The following is a 19,491-nucleotide window of genomic DNA, read 5'->3' on the forward strand; positions in this document are numbered from 1 at the left end:
AGAAAGGGTGAAAGAAGATGCTTGTTAATACAAAAGACATTTTAGATGCAGCGAAAAAAGGAGGCTATGCAGTAGGGGCGTTTAATGTGCTGACCCATCCTACAGTTGAGGCGATTATGTCAACGGCAGAAGAAACGAATTCCCCGGTTATCGTTCAGTTTAATGACTGGGTAGATCCGGATTTAGCTCCGGCAAGACGCAAAACACAATTTGAAGCAGATATGTTTATGCATTATCTGGTAGAACGTGCGAAAGCCTCTCCGGTGCCTGTTGCGATTAACCTGGATCATTGTAAGACATATGAGGGCTGTATCCGCGCAATACAATGGGGAGCTACCTCCGTTATGATAGACGGTTCAGAATTGCCGTTAGATGAGAATATAACCGTTACAAAAAAAGTGGTAGATATCGCTCATGTCTGCAATGTATCTGTAGAGGCAGAAATAGGGCATGTGGGAGGTCGTGGCGATGATGTAGTAAAAGAAGATATATATACGACGGTGGAAGAAGCAAAAAAATTTTATGAAAACACAGGGGTAGATATGCTTGCGGTATCTATCGGAACAACACATGGGGTGTATTTGAAAAAACCAGAATTAAAATTTGACCGCATTGCAGAATTAAATGAGGCAATTCCAATTCCATTGGTGATGCACGGGGGAAGCGGTCTAACAAAAGAAGACTATATAGAAGTTTCCAAAAGAGGGATTTCTAAGATTAATTTTGCTACATATATGTTCCTGGCAGGCGGACAGGCAATGGCAGATATCATTGGTGACGGTTCTATGAAAAAAGCAGAGTTTAACACGATTATGAAAGCAGGGGTGGAAGCACAAAAGGAGATTATTCGGGAGCATATCGGATATTTCGGAACTGAAAAATGGAATAAAAAGTAAGTTAGAAAATTATGAAGAAAAAATTGCAGTATAGAAGAAAATATATATGTTTGCTTCTGTTTTGTTTATGTAGTTTTGCTATAAATTTGTATTCGGCACAATTATCTCCTTTAGCAGGACAGTTGATGGATAAGTTCCATATTACCAGGGGTCAATACACATCTCTGTATATGAGTACACTGCTTCCATCGCTGTTTCTGGGAATACCCTGTGCATGGGCAGTAAAAAAATTAGGCATAAAAAAATGTCAGTGTACCGGAATGGGGATTGGTTTGGCGGGGCTTATAGTAAGACTACTCTTTGAAGATTTCATTTTATTTTATTTTTGTACACTGCTCATTGGATTTGCTAATATTGTTATCAGTACTATGGGAGTATCCACCTTTACCCAGGGTTTTAAAAAGGAGAGCGCAGGGATTGTTACAGGGTGCATGATTGCGTCTGGCGCTGGCGGAAAGATGTTGGCAGAATCGACAACCGCCTTATTTCCTGCTTTTTGGCAGATGTCTGTGTTGGATATTATTTTACAGTGTAGTATTTTAGCGGCCTGGATTATTTTGATGGACGACTTTAAGCCAAATGATACAGCTGCATCTGTTGCGCAGACTTTTAAACAGGTCATGAGAAATAAATACATTTGGATAGCAGCAGCTGGACTTATGTTGGTGTTTGGACTATATACCGGTATAAGCGCTCAGATGCCGTCCATTTTATCACAAAAAGGATACAGCACCTTTCAGGCAGGACTCATAACTTCTTTTATATCTGTGGGATACTTTGCGGGTGCTGTTGCATTGCCAAAGATTGCATCTATGTTCTGGGAGAAAAAGAATTTTATGATATTATTTGCAGCAGTGAGTAGTCTGTGTACGATGTTTGTTGCAGTTAGTATGAACAAGCTGGTGTTAATTTTATGCATATTCAGCATTGGCATGTGTGTTGGAGGATTACTTCCGTTAACGCTGTCTATACCGGTATCCATCCTAAATTTTGATATGCAGAAGAAACAGACAGCAGGTGCTTTGTTGACTACTTTTCAGTTGGGAGGGGCCGTTTTGATACCGGCATATGTAATTGTACCTTTAGCAGGAAATAGTGAAAATGCGATTCTTATATATACGGCAATACTAATGGCGGTGGAAGGAATATTTTTTTGTAAATTACCTAAAAATAAAATCAGGAGGGTTAGAAAATGAGGAGTTTAAAAGTAATTATTGCCTGTGGAAGCGGAGCCGTTACCTCTACTATGTGCGGCGGAGTGGTGAAAGAACTTGCAGCAGAAAAAGGAATATCTGTTGATGTGACAACTTGTAGCATCATGGAATTTGAAGCACAGAGAGAAGAATATGATGTGAAGTTTACTACAATGGCTTATAAATTTCCGGAAGGTGAGAAATATACCCTTAATATTTTCCCTTTAATTACAGGTATCAATGCGGCGGTATGTAAAGAAAAAATTGCAGAGATATTGTTGGAAGCAGCGCAGGATGAAGAGAACAGATAAATATGATACATGTCAAAAAAGAGGAATGTCTAATTCAAATTTTCAAGAAAACCCTTTCAAACTTTTTAAGAAATAGAGTATAATAATAGACAGCCGGAAAGCTTTCCGGCTGTCTATTCATGTGTAGAAAATGTTGTGAAGGAGGAATTGAAGGATGTTAAGAATTGGAATGCTGACAAGCGGTGGAGACTGTCAGGCTTTGAATGCGGCGATGCGCGGTGTCGTAAAGGGTATTTGTTCCAAAAGGGACGACGTGGAAATATACGGTTTCAAAGATGGATATAAGGGTTTGATATACGCAGATTTTAACATGCTGACTTCCAAAGATTTTTCGGGAATTCTGACTCGAGGCGGGACGATTTTAGGAACATCCAGACAACCGTTTAAATTGATGCGGGTACCGGACAAGGACGGACTGGATAAAGTGGAGGCAATGAAACATACGTATCACAAACTAAATTTGAACTGTCTTGTAATTCTTGGGGGAAACGGCACGCAGAAAACAGCGAACCTGCTCAGAGAAGAAGGGCTGAATATCGTTTCTCTTCCAAAGACAATAGACAATGATCTCTGGGGAACGGAGATGACATTTGGATTCCAGAGCGCAGTAGATATTGCGACAGACACGATAGACAGGATTCATACAACAGCAACTTCACACAGCAGAGTATTTATTATAGAGATTATGGGACATAAAGTTGGACATGTTACATTGCATGCAGGGATAGCGGGAGGAGCAGATATTATTCTTCTGCCGGAAATACCATATGATATTGATGTGATTGCCAAGGTAATTCAGAAACGTTCCGCCGCTGGCAAGCCGTTTACAATTCTTGCGGTGGCAGAAGGTGCAATTTCTAAAGAGGATGCAAAATTAAAGAAAAAAGAATACAAAGAGAAAATCGCAAAGAGGAAATATCCTTCTATTGCGTATGAACTTGCAGAGCAGATTCAGAAGAAGACTGACAAAGAGGTGCGGATTACTGTTCCAGGACATACGCAAAGAGGCGGTTCTCCCTGTCCATATGACCGCGTATTTTCTACCAGAGTAGGGGCAAAGGCTGCGGAATTGATCCTGAATGAAGAATATGGCTATATGGTTGCGATGAAAAAAGGCGAGACGACGAAGGTTCCGCTGGCTGAAATAGCAGGTAAATTAAAGTATGTAGATCCAGACTGTAGTATCATCAAGGAAGCCAAGATGACAGGAATCAGTTTTGGAGATAAATAAAAAGTAAGAGGTGTAATTCATGTCATATACGGCACTTTACAGGAAATTTCGTCCGATTGCGTTTGAGGACGTAAAAGGACAGGATCATATTATTACAACACTGAAGAATCAAATTAAAGCAAACCGTATCGGGCATGCATATTTGTTCTGTGGGACGAGAGGAACAGGGAAAACGACGGTGGCGAAAATATTTGCCAAAGCAGTGAACTGCGAACAGCCGATTGATGGAAGTCCGTGCGGAGAATGTGCTATGTGCCGTTCCATTGCGGCAGGGACTTCTATGAATGTGATTGAAATTGACGCAGCATCCAACAATGGTGTGGATAATATTCGTGAAATTCGGGAGGAGGTGACATACCGCCCTACAGAAGGACGGTATAAAGTCTACATTATAGACGAGGTGCATATGCTTTCCATAGGCGCCTTTAACGCACTTTTAAAGACATTGGAGGAACCGCCGGAGTATGTGATTTTTATTCTTGCCACAACAGAAGTTCATAAGATACCGATCACGATTTTATCCAGATGTCAGCATTATGATTTTAAAAGAATCAGTATTGAGACGATTTCCAGGCGCATGCAAGACTTGATGGAGAAGGAACAGGTAAATGTAGAGGAGAGGGCGATCCGTTATATTGCAAAAGCGGCGGATGGATCTATGAGAGATGCATTAAGCCTGCTCGATCAGTGTATTGCATTTTATTTAGGGCAGACACTGACGTATGATAATGTGCTGGAGGTGCTTGGAGCAGTAGACACAGATGTGTTCAGCCAGCTGCTGCGCAGTATCCTTTCAAGAGATGTGGCAAAGGTACTGGACACTGTGGAGGAGCTTGTCATGCAGGGAAGGGAACTCACCCAGATGGCAGCAGACTTCACATGGTATTTGAGAAACTTGCTTCTGGTAAAAACATCTGATAATATAGAGGATGTATTGGACGTATCCACGGAAAATATGATGCAGTTAAAAGAAGAGGCACAGATGATTGAGACGGATATGCTTTTCCGTTTCATTCGTGTGTTTTCAGAACTTTCAGGACAACTAAAATATGCGACCCAGAAGAGGGTACTGCTGGAAGTAGCGCTGATTAAATTATGTGTTCCGGCAATGGAGACAAAAGCAGACACCCTGTTGGATAGAATCCGCGTTATGGAAGAAAAGATAGAAAAAGGGATTCCCGCGGGGAATATGGCAGAGCAGACAGCATATATAAATGCGGACAGCAGGGCAGCGGATGCACACGAAGTACGTCAGAACAGCGCAGAGCTTCCAAAGGCTATTCCAGAGGATGTCAAAGAAGTGGTTCAAAATTTCCGTTCTATAGCGGACGAGGCGTCAGGGCTTTTGCGCAATTACCTGAAAAAAGCAAGATTAAGCCTGGGAGGTGACAATCGTCTTATGATCGTGATGCCGGGGAGCCTGGAGGCAGAGTTTGTCGGCAGAGAGGATCATATAAAGGAATTAGAAGCTCTGATTGAAAACCGTATCGGAAAGAAAGTAGAAGTAGAAGTGCGGCATGTAGAAGAAGGAAGGCACTTTGAAGATACATTCGTGGATATTGAACAGAAAATAAATATGGAAATTATAGTGGAGGATTAATCATGGCAAAACGTGGAGGTTTCCCGGGCGGAGGAATGCCTGGAAATATGGCGAATCTTATGAAGCAGGCACAGAAAATGCAACGTCAGATGGAAGAACAGCAGAAAGAACTGGAATCCAAGGAATTTACTGCGGCAGCAGGCGGAGGAGCTGTAGAAGTAACCGTTTCGGGAAAGAGAGAGGTACTGAAGGTAAAGCTTGCAGAGGAAGTAGTAGATCCAGAAGATATAGAGATGCTGGAGGATCTGATTGTGGCGGCCGCAAACGAAGCTCTGCGTAAGGTGGAGGAAGAGTCTGGCGCAGCAATGTCGAAGCTGACAGGAGGCTTGGGTGGCGGTATGCCGGGGATGTTCTAAAATGGAGTATTACAGTAATCAAATCAGCAGACTTATCGAGGAGTTTTCAAGACTCCCGGGAATTGGAAGCAAGTCGGCACAGCGGCTTGCTTTTCATATTATTAATATGCCAAAGGAGCAAGTGGAGAATCTGGCGAAAACGATTGTAGAAGCACGCAATAATGTACGCTACTGCAGGCAGTGCTGTACGCTGACAGACAGGGAGATATGTCCGATATGCAGTAACGAAGAACGGGACCAGAAGACGATTATGGTGGTGGAGACGCCGCGCGATCTGGCTGCGTATGAAAAGACGGGCAAATACAATGGTGTATATCATGTATTACATGGCGCGATTTCGCCCATGCTGGGAATTGGGCCGGGAGATATAAGACTAAAAGAACTGATGGAACGGCTTCAAGGAGAAGTAGATGAGGTGATTATCGCCACGAATTCTAGCTTGGAAGGAGAGACAACGGCGATGTATATCAGCAAGCTGATTAAGCCTGTTGGAATCAAAGTAAGCAGAATCGCAAGCGGCGTTCCGGTTGGAGGAGATCTGGAATATATCGATGAAGTTACCCTTCTGCGTGCTCTGGAGGGAAGAATTAGCCTTTGATGTCAGTATAGTACCAGATGTCAGAGAAACAAAAAGCGAGGAACACAGGCGGTGAATAAGAGAAAAGTAACGTCATCTGATGTGGCAAAAAGAGCAGGAGTATCGCAAGCAGCGGTCTCCATGATATTAAATAAGAAATACAATGTTTCGTTTTCAAAAGAAACGGTACAGAGAGTGGAAAATGCGGCAGAAGAGCTGGGGTATGAACTGCCTAAGAGGAAAACACGCAGGGAAGTTCGCCGCGAAAAGTTGTTGGTGGTGCTATGTCCAAATCTGACAAATCCTTATTATGTAATGCTACTGCAAGGAATCGAATCTAGGGCAACAGAACAGGGATTTGGATTATTTGTGTGTAACACACAGAGAGACTTAGAGCTGGAGGAAAGGTACTTAAAGATGATGCCGGGTCTGAATCCGCAAGGGGTTATTTATGCATGTAATCCAAGCAGGTGTTTTATGCATTTGGTAGAAGAACTCTCTGGGAAAATTCCTTTTGCCATCATTAACAATCAAAATGAAAAACTGGACGTGGACGCTGTGGAACTGGATAATGCAAAATTAGGACGTCTGATGGCAAAACATCTGTTGGAGTTAGGACATAAGAATGTGGCATATATTGCTCCGCCTCTGACAGTAAGACAAAAGCAGCGTTCAAAAAGAGTAGAGGGATTTTTAAAGGAATTTAAGGATGCGGGCCTGGGAGAAAATGTCATCATAAAGGCGGCAGATGAACAGATTGATAAAGATATTCCGGGAATTGATTCGGAATATCGGATCGGATACGACCTTACAAAAGAGCTTTTAAAAGAACATAAAAATCTGACCGCAATCGCAGGATTGAATGATATGATTGCTTTTGGAATTCTGGATGCACTCTATGATGAAAAATATAAGGTGCCAGGAGATATTTCTGTAATGGGATGTGATAATACTCTTTTTGCAAAAATGCACAAGGTCTATCTGACGACAATCGAGCATTTTGTTATTTATAAAGGAATGGACGCCTGTGATATTATTATGAAAAAGATGAATACGAGAATGAAACGTTACGCAGAAATAGAGCCAGTCAGCATTTACCATGTGGAGTATGAACCTAGAATTGTTGTAAGAGGAACAACGTCGTATCCGCACAGTAAAAAAAGAAAAATTAATACAAGAAAGTAAATTATTATTAATAATTTAAATCCATCCTTTTCCGTTTTTGAAAAAAGGGTAGATGTAAGCAAAAGCGAAGGAAAATTTGAACTTTTACAAGAAGCAATGACGGAAGTAAAGAATTAATAAATATAGATTATAAATACTATAAAATTATTAATAATTTCAAGCGCTATTGACCTGTTTTCCGAGATTGGGATATAATCGAAAATAGGTACAATTGGTTTAAAGTTCAAGGAGGAACAACGCATGAAATTTTTTATTGACACAGCAAATGTAGAGGACATTAAGAAAGCGAATGATATGGGAGTTATCTGTGGAGTGACAACAAATCCATCTCTAATTGCAAAAGAAGGCCGTGTATTTGAAGAAGTGATTGCAGAGATTGCTTCTATCGTAGACGGGCCGATCAGCGGAGAAGTAAAGGCAACAACAACGGATGCAGAAGGGATGATTAAAGAAGGAAGAGAGATTGCAAAAATCCATCCTAACATGGTTGTAAAAATTCCAATGACTTCGGAAGGATTAAAAGCATGTAAAGTGCTTTCAGCAGAGGGCGTTAAGACAAATGTGACGCTGATTTTTACTGCAAATCAGGCATTGCTTGCGGCACGTGCAGGCGCTACATATGTGTCTCCGTTCCTGGGACGCTTGGATGATATTTCTGTAAGGGGAACGGATTTAATTGCAGAGATTGCACAGATTTTTGAAGTAGCAGGAATTGAGACGGAGATTATCGCGGCGAGTGTGCGTAATCCGATCCATATTACAGACTGTGCTCTTGCGGGGGCGGATATTGCGACAGTACCATATAAGGTCATTGAGCAGATGACACATCATCCTTTGACAGATGCAGGAATTGAAAAATTTCAGGCGGATTATAAGGCAGTATTTGGCGAATAAAAGCAGCAGGAGGAAACCATGAATAAACTGGAATTAATGAAAACTGCAAACGAGGTCCGCAAAGGGATTGTAACGGCAGTACATAGTGCAAAAGCCGGACATCCAGGCGGTTCTCTTTCAGCAGCAGATATTTTTACCTACCTTTATTTTGAAGAAATGAATGTAGATGCAAAAGATCCGAAGAATCCGGATAGAGACAGATTCGTACTTTCTAAAGGACATACGGCGCCCGGCCTTTACTCTGTTTTAGCGCAGAAAGGATATTTCCCGATAGAAGATTTAAAGACACTGCGTCATACAGGATCTTATCTTCAGGGACACCCAGATATGAAGCACATTCCGGGAGTAGATATGACGTCCGGCTCACTAGGACAAGGAATTTCAGCAGCAGTTGGAATGGCGATTGCAGGAAAACTGCAGGGGAAGGACTATCGTGTATATACACTGCTGGGAGATGGAGAAATTCAGGAAGGACAGGTCTGGGAGGCAGCTATGCTGGCAGGACATAAGAAACTGGATAATCTGGTTGTGATTGTGGACAATAATAATCTGCAAATTGATGGGGCAATCACAGAAGTCAATTCTCCATACCCGATTGATAAGAAATTCGAAGCTTTTAATTTTCATGTAATCAATATAGACGGGAATGATTTTGATCAGATAGAAGCAGCGTTTAAAGAGGCAAGAACAGTAAAGGGATGCCCGACTGCGATCATTGCCAAGACTCTGAAAGGAAAGGGAGTCTCTTTCATGGAAAATCAGGTAGGATGGCATGGCAAGGCTCCGAACGATGAAGAGTATGAAATTGCAATGAAAGACTTGGAGAAAGTAGGTGAAGCATTATGCCAGAAGTAAAGAAAATCGCGACAAGAGACAGCTATGGCAATGCTTTGGCTGAACTTGGAAATGAGCATAAGGATATTGTCGTGCTGGATGCGGATTTGGCGGCAGCGACAAAGACAGGAGTATTTAAGAAGGCACATCCAGATAGATTTATTGACTGCGGAATTGCAGAAGGAAATATGATGGGAGTTGCGGCAGGTCTGGCGGCAGCCGGAATGGTTCCATTCGCAAGCTCTTTTGCAATGTTCGCGGCAGGACGTGCTTTTGAACAGGTGAGAAATTCTATTGGATATCCGCACTTAAACGTAAAGATTGGCGCTACACATGCGGGCATTTCCGTAGGAGAAGACGGGGCTACACATCAGTGTAATGAAGATATTGCTTTGATGCGTACGATTCCGGGAATGGTTGTGCTCAATCCTTCGGATGATGTAGAAGCAAAAGCTGCGGTGCGTGCGGCGTATGAACATCAGGGACCAGTTTACTTAAGGTTTGGACGTCTCGCGGTTCCGGTTATCAATGACAAACCAGATTATAAGTTTGAAATTGGAAAAGGTGTAGTATTAAGAGAAGGAAAAGATGTAACCATTATCGCGACCGGACTTCCGGTGGCAAATTGTCTGGAAGCAGCAGAAAAGCTGGCGGCAGAAGGAATAGAGGCAAAGGTCATCAATATCCATACGATCAAACCACTGGATGAAGAGCTTGTGGCTGCGGCGGCAAAAGAGACAGGTAAAGTCGTTACAGTTGAGGAACATTCTGTAATCGGAGGACTGGGAAGTGCAGTGTGTGACGTCCTTTCAGAAAAGGCTCCGACCAAGGTGTTGAAAATCGGAATCAATGATACATTCGGTGAATCTGGTCCGGCATTGGAGCTTCTGAAAAAATACGGACTGGATACAGAGAGTATTTATCAGAAGATTAAGGCATTTATATAGAAGCAGGAGGAAAGCTTCCTGCACTATAAATTTAAGAAAAGAGGGTATACAGTATAAAAATGCTGTTATACTCTCTTCTTTTTATGCGCTCCTTTAGACAAAAATGACTGAAATAGTGCGATTTCGGATATGATAGAAGTTAAATTGTTAAAGGAGGAAACAAAGGGTATGCAAAATGACAGAATACAGATTGAGAAGGTAATGTTAACGGATTTTAAAAAGTATCTACAGGAACGGGAGAATGCTCCTTCCACAATAGAAAAATATCTTAGAGATGTAAGGAAATTTATAGAGTATTCTTGGAGAGAAAAAATAATTAGTAAAGAGGTACTTCTTAGTTATAAGACGTGGCTGATGGAACAGTATTCTGTAAGTAGCGTCAATTCTATGCTTGTTGCGCTTAATCAGTTTTTACAGTTCTTAGATATGGGAAAGCTACGTTTAAAAAGAGTAAAAATGCAGAGGCAGGATATGCAGAGTATGGGAAAGGAGCTGCAAAAAGAAGAGTTTCACAAATTGATTCAATATGCCAGAGAACAGGGGAAGGAGCAACTGGCTATGATTATGGAAACGATTGGCGCAACAGGAATCCGTATCAGTGAATTGAAGTTTTTTCGTGTTGAAAACATTAGAAATGGGTTAATTAAAGTATGGAACAAAGGAAAATACAGACTTGTTATTCTTCCGCGAGTCCTACAAAAGAAACTTTTGAACTTTATTAAAAGGCAAAAAATCAGCAGCGGACCTATTTTTTGTACGAAATCCGGTAGAGAAAAAAATCGCTCCAATATATGGAGAGAAATGAAAAAGTTAGCTATAGGGGTTGGAATTGCGCCGGAAAAAGTATTTCCACACAATTTAAGACATCTTTTTGCACGCGTTTTTTATAAACGGACCAAAAATTTACTCAATCTTGCTGATATTCTGGGACATAGCAATCTGGAGGTGACACGTATATACGCGTCAGAAGGACTTGCAGAGTGGAAACGGAATATAGAACAATTGAAAATTTTAGAAATAAAAACAACATAATATTAATTATGTTGTTAAAAATTACTATAATTATGTGGAACTTAGAAAATACTTATTTCCCTTGATTTTATACTACATATTTTTAAAAGTCAATACTTCCAAAACATATTTCAAGGTAATAATCGTTAGGTTTTCTGAAGCTAATATCTATATTTAGGCATACAAAAAACACATAAAAATCAGTATGCCTGAAATCTATGCTCTCTTTTGTAAAAATCCCTAATAGAAAAAGTAAAAGCTTATAAAAAGGTAGATGATTTTCTAGCAGATATTCTTTCCAGACAAAGGATTTATAGTCCAATACAGAAAGAAACAACAACATAATTAATATTATGTCACTTTGCCATTTGTCATTCCCCATATTTCTTCAATTGCAAAACAACATAATTAATATTATGTTGTTTTGCCATGTAAATTACCTTTGCAGATAAATGGAACTGAAAGTATAGCATCTATAAACCAAATTTTTATAAGGGGAAGGGATTTCAGCAATGAGCAGGACAAAAAAAGGAAGAAAATTAAGGGGAGGAAGGAAGCTACGAAGGATTGGTGCAGGTATCGTATCAGCCGTAACCGTGATAGCAATGGCATTTGTACTTCTTCCCCAGGAATCTGTACAGGTTCTTGCAGCGGAAACGGCTGCGGACAATAATACGACAAAAGACTATATGCAGTCGCTGGGCGAGAATGCGTCTACTAGATATGCAGGACGCGTATGGACAGACAAGACTGTTTATACGGAAGATGCAGTATTTACTGGGGACGTGGGAAGTGTAACAGTGGAGAAGGGAGATGCAGATTTTCTGGTATCCTATTCGGCACTGTCTACTTCAATGGAAATAAGCGGATCGGCAGTGGCACCTTTGGATGTTGTTTTTGTTATAGATGATTCCAGCTCGATGGTAAACAGCGGATACTTGGATGATACGGTCACAGCAGTAAATCAGTCACTTGCCAGTCTAATGGAAATGAATGAAAACAATCGGGCAGCAGTCATATTATATGACACAGACAGTGCTTCACTGCTTCCACTTGGACATTATACATCCTCGGAGAATGGTACATTTATCAACTATACAGGCTCGGGGCGTTATTTTTATAATACAGTGGAACAGGATGTAGCATATAATAATCCTTCCTCTGACAGATGGGGTGTGGATACAGATGAATGCCTGGACATGGGAAGTAGTCGTGGGACAAACATTCAGATGGGTGTATATACAGGGATGAATATTCTGGCAGAAAACCAGGATACTACGGTTCAGGTGGACGGGACCACAGTCAACCGTGTTCCGGCAGTGATCGTACTTTCTGATGGTTCTCCGACTTATTCTTCTTCCAGTAGAAGCTGGTGGAGTCCAAGTAATGATAACAGACAAGGACCCGGAAGCAGTACATATTATGGGAATGGCATGCTTGCTATGGCAACAGCTTCCTATATGAAACAGCAGATCACAGATAACTATGCACAGGGTAATGCAGAATCTCCCTATGCGGCGCGGGTCTATACGGTGGGAATGGGAATTACCTCTCTGGACAACGAAGAATGGAGCTGGGGACAATCGTATTATACAGGCGAGAGGGATCTTGCCAATCTGACATTAGATCCATCCGGACAGGGTAATTGGAATAATGAGATCGCTGAACAAGTCAAAACGGCATTTGAACAGTATACACAAGGAAATAATGTTGAAATAGAGGTTGATTCGGGAGGCTGGGGAAGCAGTGGAACATATACCATGAGACACCCTGAATCTGGCGATATAACCTCTCTTACTTATAATGATGGATATTATGATGCGGCTGCCGCAGGGGATGTAGTGGGGGTATTTGAGGATATAATCAGTGAAATATCTATCAGCACGCCGCAGGTACCGACAGAAGTGACAGGCAGTGATCCGACAACAGATGGTTATATTACCTATACGGATCCAATCGGAGAATATATGGAAGTATCCGATGTAAAAGAGATTATTTTTGGCGGAACAGAATTTACAAAAAAAGAAACCTCTGCTGCAGGGCAGAAAGTGACATATACCTTTGAAGGCGAAATTAACAGCGAGGTATATGGCAAGCATAATCTAAGCGAGATTCAGATTACAGTGGAGCAGACAGATGATACACACCAGATACTCACAGTAAAAATTCCTGCTTCAGTGATTCCGCTGCGAGTAAATACAATTGCATTAGATGCGGATGGTAATGTAAAAAGTAATACAAATAACCAGGCATATCCTATTCGTATCTTATATACGATTCATGCACAGGAAGGAGTGGATCTGGAAACCCTCGAAGGTGTCAGTGAAGAATATATTGCGGAACATACAGGTACGGACGGCAAAGTAAACTTTTACAGTAATGTATATACGGGCAATACACAAGGAGACACATCTGTAGGAGATGCAAAAGTAGAATTTACTCCGGCAAAAACAAATCCGTTTTATTTTGTGCAGGAAAATATACCTTTATATACAGATGAAGGGTGCAGGGAACCAGCGGTACAGTATGATAAAGGGGCGACCTATTATTTCCAGATTTACTATTATGACGGAAACGCGAAGCGTACAGCAGTGGTGAGCCGGAGTGCAGACCTAATGGAAGGTTATACGGAAGTTATACAGGGACAGCTCAATTTGAAGGAAGGTTCTCCAAGACTTGGAAATCTTCAAGATTTTACGCAACATAAAGAGGGAAATACAACGGATACTGCTGCCGCTTATTATTATCCGACATTTACAGGAGATCTTGATACAGGGCACTTTACGGTATATTTAGGAAATAACGGAGTTCTTAAGGCGGAAGCTCCAAGTTCTTTGACAATAGAAAAAGAAGTAACTGCAGAGGAGGGGCTAACTGCACCTGATAAGGCTTTTTCATTCCAGGTAACTATTCCTTCAAAAGCAGAAACAACGATACAGGCAGTTCTGCATACAGAGGGAAGTTCTGATTCTACAGTAGAACTAAAATTTGGCGGTGACGGTGTGGCCGAATTTGAACTAAAAGATGGGCAGTCCCTAGAAATACCACATATTGGCAATGGTACAGAATATAAAGTAGAAGAAAAGAATATCCCACAGGGCTTTGCATTTGTACAGACAGAAACAACAGTGGGAGAGCAGGAAGCAGTTATCGGAGATTCCAATCCGGCAGAAGGGACTATGACAACAGCAGATGCGCATGTTGTTTTTCATAACCGTTACAGCACAGAGCCACTTACTATAGATGCAGATGTTACATTAGGTCTTGCTGGGACAAAGATACTTTCCGGAAGAGAGTTTAAGGAAACAGACAGCTTTACATTTAAGCTGCGCGCAAGTCAGGTGACACCGAATGCGCCTCTTCCAGAAGAAACAGAAGTGACAATCGAGCCGGACAATGGTGACACAGCAGATTTTACCTTTGGTGAAAAGAGCGATATTACATTCACAAAACCAGGAGAATACCGTTATATTATCCAGGAAGTAAATCCGAATGTAGCGGAAGGGGGACAGGGTCTGCCAGGAGTTACTTATGATGCAACATTGTACCGCTTGATCGTGACGGTGAAGGATGAAGGCAACGGCACACTGTCAGAGACACATACTTTGGAAAAGCAGATTGCGGGAAGCGACACATGGCAGCCAGTATCGGCAGGAGAGCTGGATTTTACAAATACATATAATGCCGAAGCGGTGACAGCTTCTTTGAGAGGAACAAAGGAACTGAATGGAAAAGAACTTGTGGATAGTGCATATACGTTTATACTTAGCGCAGGTGGTTCCAGGGCAATAGGAAGTGAGGACGCATACCAGGAGGACAGCACTCAGCCTATGCCGGTAAATACAGAAATTAGTAATATCGCTGCCGGAGATATTGTATTTGACGGGATTACCTTCACACAGGAGTCAATCGGGAAACAATATCTGTATTATGTGACAGAGAAGCAGCCGACAGAGAATGGGCTGTATGACGGTACGCCACTCGAAGGAGCCGTTAAGAATGAAACAGGACAATGGGTATATGAAGGCGTTACGTATGACCATTCTGTAAAGGAGATTACAGCAGCAGTATCCAGTGAACTTGTAGAGGAGACAGAAACAGTTCGAGTGACAACAAGTGGGGAAGAATTTGTATTTACAAATACATATAAAGCCATAGGAACACTGGATTTGACAGGAACAAAGACGATAGACGGGCGCAGCTTCCAGAGTAGGGATACATTTACATTCACAGTAGAGAACACAGAAAAGCCGCAAGAAGTGGAGAAGGCGCCTATGCCAGAATCCTCTGAGGTGACTGTGACACCGACTTCCGGTAACAGTGTAGCAGTTGAGTTTGGTACAATAGAATTTACCGAAGAAGGGACATATAGATACCAGATCACCGAGACAAAAGGAAGCCTGGGTGGAATGACGTATGATACAGAGGCGAAGCTGGTAACCGTAACTGTAACAGATAACGGGGACGGCACAATGCATGTGGATACTTCATATTCCACAGGAGAATCACTTATATGGGAAAATACATATAAGGCGGTTTTTAACACAGATACAGCAGTGAACTTAAACGGAACAAAGAATCTGTCAGGGCAGAGCCTGGAAGAAAGTGAATTTTTCTTTACTGTAGAAGCAGTAAATGACGCGCCTATGGGGGAAAGCCTGGGAACAAATTCTAATGAAGCAGGCACGGACGAGGATGGAGATGGAACTTATACAGGCGATATCCGCCTTCTGAAAAATATTACGTATACAGAAGCAGGAGAGTACTACTATCTGATACGGGAACAGATTCCAGAAGTCCCACGTACTGGAATGACGTATGATGAGACTATATATCAGATTACTGTGAAAGTTACAGATGATCTACAGGGAACTTTGACAGCAGAAGAACCTATTATTGAAAAAGGAATTATGTCAGATGGTATCTTTACGAAAACAGAGGACGCACAAAGTATAGTATTTAATAATCAGTATGCGCCTCTTACTGTCAATGTTACACCTCTTACACTTACGAAGGTTTTAGATGGGGACAGGGCGGAAGGACTGAAAGAAGGGGAATTTTCCTTTGAATTGAGCCTTGTTTCAGCAAATCCAGAGGATGGAATTATACTTCCTTCGGAGACAATCATAACAAATAGTGCGGACGGTACAGTGCAATTCGGCGATATAACCTTTACAAAACCAGGAACCTATGTGGTAAAAGCGGCAGAATTAAAACCACAGGATGGTAAAGTACCAGGAGTAGAGTATGACAGCCATGAAATAACAACAACCTTTACTGTGCGTGATATAGATGGACAGTTGAGATACAGCAGAAATACGCAGGGAAGTCAGACATTTACAAATACATATAAGGCAGAAGGAAGCTTAGAGGGAAGTACGACTCTACAGGTTGAAAAAATTCTTTCTGGCCGTGAATGGCAGGAAGGGGATAGCTTTACGTTCCTTTTGACAGGAGATGAAACGACAGAACAGGCTGTACAGGATGGCTTTATCACGATGCCGGACAGAGAGATTATAATAGAGAATACAAGTGAACATAAGACTGCGGCATTTGGGAACATTACATTTAGTAAGCCAGGCGACTACATCTTCTATATTTCAGAAAAAGCAGGGGGAATCGGAGGAATTACATATTCAAAAGCACAATATACGATTTCTGTGCATGTCGAAGACAACGCGGACGGTACAATGACGGTGGTTTCTTCTATGGTACAGACAACAAATGATGCAGGTGAAACAGGTAGTATACCTGCAGCAGATAATACGGCTGTATTTACGAATACATATATAGCAGGAGAGATAGTTGTAGATGATACAGATCTACAGTTTACAAAGGTATTCACCGGAAAAGACTGGAATAAAGAAAACTTTGAATTTACCTTGACACCGACAGGCGGTAAAGATGACGAAGGAATAGAGATTACACCGCAAGATGTACCAATGCCGGACATAACAAAGGTATCTGTTGATACACCAGATACAACAGGTGGAAATTCTGCTACATTTGGTTTTGGGCCAATTACTTATACACAGGCAGGAGTTTACTATTATGATGTGACAGAAACCAATGGCGGTACGACACAGAATGGTATCACCTATGACGGAAGGACAGCGAAAATTACGGTTACAGTTACGGACGATTTAAATGGCAGCCTTGTCGCACATATAGAAAAAGAAAATGATACTTTCAGGAACAGCTATTCTACAGAAGTAGATTATGATGCCAAAGGCGGACTTTCTGTGGTGAAGAACCTCACCGGCCATGCAATGGCACAGGGACAGTTTACTTTCCATATTACACCGGCAGATGAAGCGTCAGCAGAAAAAGCCGGAATAGATCCGAGTGGAAAAGAATTTACCAACGCAGCAGCAGGCATGGAAAATGGAATAAGTACAGACACAATGATACCGCTGACGGGTCTTACATTTACGCAGGAAGATAGTGAAAAGACTTATACATATGAGATAAGAGAAACTGGAGAGCAGGCGGAAGGCTATACAAATGACAGCACTGTATATACGGTAGAAATATCTGTTTCAGATGATGGGGATGGTGTGATGACGGTTACGACTACAGTGACTCCTTCAGATGGAGAAGCACAGACATTTGTTTATAAAAATACAGAAGAAACACAGGCTCCAGTTGAACTTACATTTGACAATTTATATGAGGCAAAAGGTACGTTAGGAGGAGATGGTGAGGTTTCTCTGGAAGCAGCCAAAATACTCAACGGGCAGAATCTTGACGAGGGTATGTTTACCTTCCTGGTAAAAGATAAAAATGAAAATACAGTGACAACAGGAACGAATATGGCAGCGGCAGATGGAGAACAGGGAAAAATTGTGTTCGATCCAGTTACCTTTACGACAGAAGGATTGGAACAGGCTGTACAAGACGGTATTGCAGAGTATAAAGAAAAAGACGGAAATAGAATGTATATATTCCAATATACTGTATCGGAGGATGTGAGCAGCCTGCCGGAAGGAGTGACCGCAAATGCAGAACATTTTGCAATCACGGTAACTGTGGAAGATAAGGGAAATGGAAGTCTTGCTATTGCAGTTACATATCCGGATGAGGGACTTACATTTATCAATACATATGGTAAAGATGAGACAGCGCAGATTCTTATAAATGGATTTAAGGAGTATGAAGTACAGTCAGGAGACAATGCGCCTGATATTACAGGGGCGTATACCTTTACTTTGTCAGGAAACAATGGAGCGAAGCTGCCGGAGAAGATTACAGCCCAAAATGATAAGGCAGGCAATATATCTTTCGGAATGATCACTTATACGATGGAGGATATGATTGGAGCAGAGGAAAATCCGGACGGAAGCAGGACAAAGGAGTTTATATACACTGTGACAGAGGAAGGAGAAGTACAGGGAGTTGCCAACGATCCTGAAACAGAAAAGACGTTTACAGTGACGGTGACAGACGATGGAAACGGACATTTAAGTGTGCTGTCTAATCCTGTAGGAATACAGTTTACTTTCACAAACTGTTATTTTGTTACACCGACAGATCCATCTTCGCCAACAGACGGAAGTATAACACTCACAAAGGAATTGACAGGACGTAAGCTGAACGCAGATGAATTTACTTTCGTAATGGTAGATAAAAATGGAAATATCGTTTCCCAGGGAACCAATACCGAGGATGGCAATGTAATCCTTAGTGGAATCACCTTTGAAAGCCAGGGAACATATACTTATGAACTCCGAGAGGAAATAGGAACACTTGGGGGAGTCAGCTATGACAGCCGTATTTATAAGGCTTTTGCGTATGTGACGGATACAGGGATAGGCACCTTGGATGTTCAGTGGAGTATTACGGACAGCGAGGGAAATCCTGTAGATAAGATTGCATTTTGCAATACATATAAAACAGAAGGAACTGCAAGCGTACAGATCGGGGCATCTAAGAGGTTAGATGGTCGTGCCCTCAAGGAAGGCGAATTTACATTCTGCCTTAAGAATGAAGACGGGGAGACTGTGGCGGAAGCGATAAATGACGAAACTGGTAGAATACGGTTCGAGACATTGTCCTTTGATAAAGCCGGTACTTATGTATATACTGTATCCGAGATGGCAGGTGCAGACGAGACGATCCTGTATGATGATACGACATATGAAGTGACTGTAACGGTTGAAGATGATTTGCAGGGACATTTGAAGGCTTCTGTGGATACAGCAGGTAAAGAGCTTGTATTTACGAATGTTTATAAAGAACCTATAAAAGAGAAAGGTTCTTCTGCTCCTGGAACGGGAGATGATTCTGCGGTTAGGCCAGTTTTATTAACAGCGGTGGTAGCGCTAGTTATCTTGGCAGCAGCAGTTGTATTGATATTAAGAAGACGTAGATAAAGAAAAGGGGAAGTCGGTTAATACCGAATTTTAACCCCTGACACACAGAAAAGAGACAATCCCAGAGAATTCGGATTTTTTTAG

The 19,491-nt window shown here is 41.7% G+C and carries 13 protein-coding genes; all 13 read left to right on the plus strand.

What is annotated here, in order from left to right:
* The first annotated feature begins 17 nt into the window (after positions 1-17).
* Positions 18-896 carry a class II fructose-bisphosphate aldolase gene (locus ACZ5C4_RS00765; protein ID WP_464519367.1) on the plus strand — a complete coding sequence of 293 codons (879 nt, stop codon included), beginning with the start codon at positions 18-20 and terminating at the stop codon, positions 894-896.
* Positions 897-907: 11 nt separating this feature from the next.
* Positions 908-2,092, plus strand: a complete 1,185-nt coding sequence (locus tag ACZ5C4_RS00770) for an MFS transporter (RefSeq protein ID WP_464519368.1) — start codon at positions 908-910, stop codon at positions 2,090-2,092.
* Positions 2,089-2,400, plus strand: a complete 312-nt coding sequence (locus tag ACZ5C4_RS00775) for a PTS sugar transporter subunit IIB (RefSeq protein ID WP_464519369.1) — start codon at positions 2,089-2,091, stop codon at positions 2,398-2,400. The genes ACZ5C4_RS00770 and ACZ5C4_RS00775 overlap by 4 nt, the downstream gene beginning before the upstream one ends.
* 154 nt (positions 2,401-2,554) lie before the next feature.
* Positions 2,555-3,631: a 6-phosphofructokinase gene (locus ACZ5C4_RS00780; RefSeq protein ID WP_464519370.1), complete on the plus strand. Its 1,077-nt coding sequence runs from the start codon at positions 2,555-2,557 to the stop codon at positions 3,629-3,631.
* Positions 3,632-3,650: 19 nt separating this feature from the next.
* Entirely contained in the window at positions 3,651-5,231 is a 1,581-nt protein-coding gene (gene dnaX / locus ACZ5C4_RS00785) for a DNA polymerase III subunit gamma/tau (protein ID WP_464519371.1), read from the plus strand.
* Positions 5,232-5,233: 2 nt separating this feature from the next.
* Positions 5,234-5,587: a YbaB/EbfC family nucleoid-associated protein gene (locus ACZ5C4_RS00790; protein WP_186875920.1), complete on the plus strand. Its 354-nt coding sequence runs from the start codon at positions 5,234-5,236 to the stop codon at positions 5,585-5,587.
* Between the two features lies 1 nt (position 5,588).
* On the plus strand, positions 5,589-6,185 hold the full coding sequence (gene recR, locus ACZ5C4_RS00795; protein ID WP_464519372.1) for a recombination mediator RecR: 597 nt from the start codon (positions 5,589-5,591) through the stop codon (positions 6,183-6,185).
* 51 nt (positions 6,186-6,236) lie between these two features.
* Complete coding sequence (locus ACZ5C4_RS00800; RefSeq protein ID WP_464519373.1) at positions 6,237-7,349, plus strand: LacI family DNA-binding transcriptional regulator; 1,113 nt, start codon at positions 6,237-6,239, stop codon at positions 7,347-7,349.
* A gap of 240 nt (positions 7,350-7,589) precedes the next feature.
* A complete protein-coding gene (gene fsa / locus ACZ5C4_RS00805) occupies positions 7,590-8,243 on the plus strand; it encodes a fructose-6-phosphate aldolase (protein WP_464519374.1) in 654 nt (217 codons plus the stop codon).
* Positions 8,244-8,261: 18 nt separating this feature from the next.
* Complete coding sequence (locus tag ACZ5C4_RS00810; protein WP_464519375.1) at positions 8,262-9,098, plus strand: transketolase; 837 nt, start codon at positions 8,262-8,264, stop codon at positions 9,096-9,098.
* Positions 9,086-10,024 (plus strand): transketolase family protein, encoded by a 939-nt coding sequence (locus tag ACZ5C4_RS00815; RefSeq protein ID WP_464519376.1) that lies wholly within the window; start codon positions 9,086-9,088, stop codon positions 10,022-10,024. The genes ACZ5C4_RS00810 and ACZ5C4_RS00815 overlap by 13 nt, the downstream gene beginning before the upstream one ends.
* Positions 10,025-10,192: 168 nt before the next feature.
* Positions 10,193-11,056: a tyrosine-type recombinase/integrase gene (locus ACZ5C4_RS00820; protein ID WP_464519377.1), complete on the plus strand. Its 864-nt coding sequence runs from the start codon at positions 10,193-10,195 to the stop codon at positions 11,054-11,056.
* A 491-nt stretch (positions 11,057-11,547) separates the two neighbouring features.
* Entirely contained in the window at positions 11,548-19,407 is a 7,860-nt protein-coding gene (locus ACZ5C4_RS00825; RefSeq protein ID WP_464519378.1) for a Spy0128 family protein, read from the plus strand.
* Positions 19,408-19,491 lie beyond the last annotated feature (84 nt).

Source organism: Mediterraneibacter flintii, assembly GCF_055387595.1.

What these genes read in the sequence shown, in the direction of transcription:
- ACZ5C4_RS00765 (WP_464519367.1), top strand. Translation starts at nt 18, where the DNA reads ATGCTTGTTAATACAAAAGACATTTTAGATGCAGCGAAAAAAGGAGGC.
- ACZ5C4_RS00770 (WP_464519368.1), top strand. Translation starts at nt 908, where the DNA reads ATGAAGAAAAAATTGCAGTATAGAAGAAAATATATATGTTTGCTTCTG.
- ACZ5C4_RS00775 (WP_464519369.1), top strand. Translation starts at nt 2,089, where the DNA reads ATGAGGAGTTTAAAAGTAATTATTGCCTGTGGAAGCGGAGCCGTTACC.
- ACZ5C4_RS00780 (WP_464519370.1), top strand. Translation starts at nt 2,555, where the DNA reads ATGTTAAGAATTGGAATGCTGACAAGCGGTGGAGACTGTCAGGCTTTG.
- dnaX (WP_464519371.1), top strand. Translation starts at nt 3,651, where the DNA reads ATGTCATATACGGCACTTTACAGGAAATTTCGTCCGATTGCGTTTGAG.
- ACZ5C4_RS00790 (WP_186875920.1), top strand. Translation starts at nt 5,234, where the DNA reads ATGGCAAAACGTGGAGGTTTCCCGGGCGGAGGAATGCCTGGAAATATG.
- recR (WP_464519372.1), top strand. Translation starts at nt 5,589, where the DNA reads ATGGAGTATTACAGTAATCAAATCAGCAGACTTATCGAGGAGTTTTCA.
- fsa (WP_464519374.1), top strand. Translation starts at nt 7,590, where the DNA reads ATGAAATTTTTTATTGACACAGCAAATGTAGAGGACATTAAGAAAGCG.
- ACZ5C4_RS00810 (WP_464519375.1), top strand. Translation starts at nt 8,262, where the DNA reads ATGAATAAACTGGAATTAATGAAAACTGCAAACGAGGTCCGCAAAGGG.
- ACZ5C4_RS00815 (WP_464519376.1), top strand. Translation starts at nt 9,086, where the DNA reads ATGCCAGAAGTAAAGAAAATCGCGACAAGAGACAGCTATGGCAATGCT.
- ACZ5C4_RS00820 (WP_464519377.1), top strand. Translation starts at nt 10,193, where the DNA reads ATGCAAAATGACAGAATACAGATTGAGAAGGTAATGTTAACGGATTTT.
- ACZ5C4_RS00825 (WP_464519378.1), top strand. Translation starts at nt 11,548, where the DNA reads ATGAGCAGGACAAAAAAAGGAAGAAAATTAAGGGGAGGAAGGAAGCTA.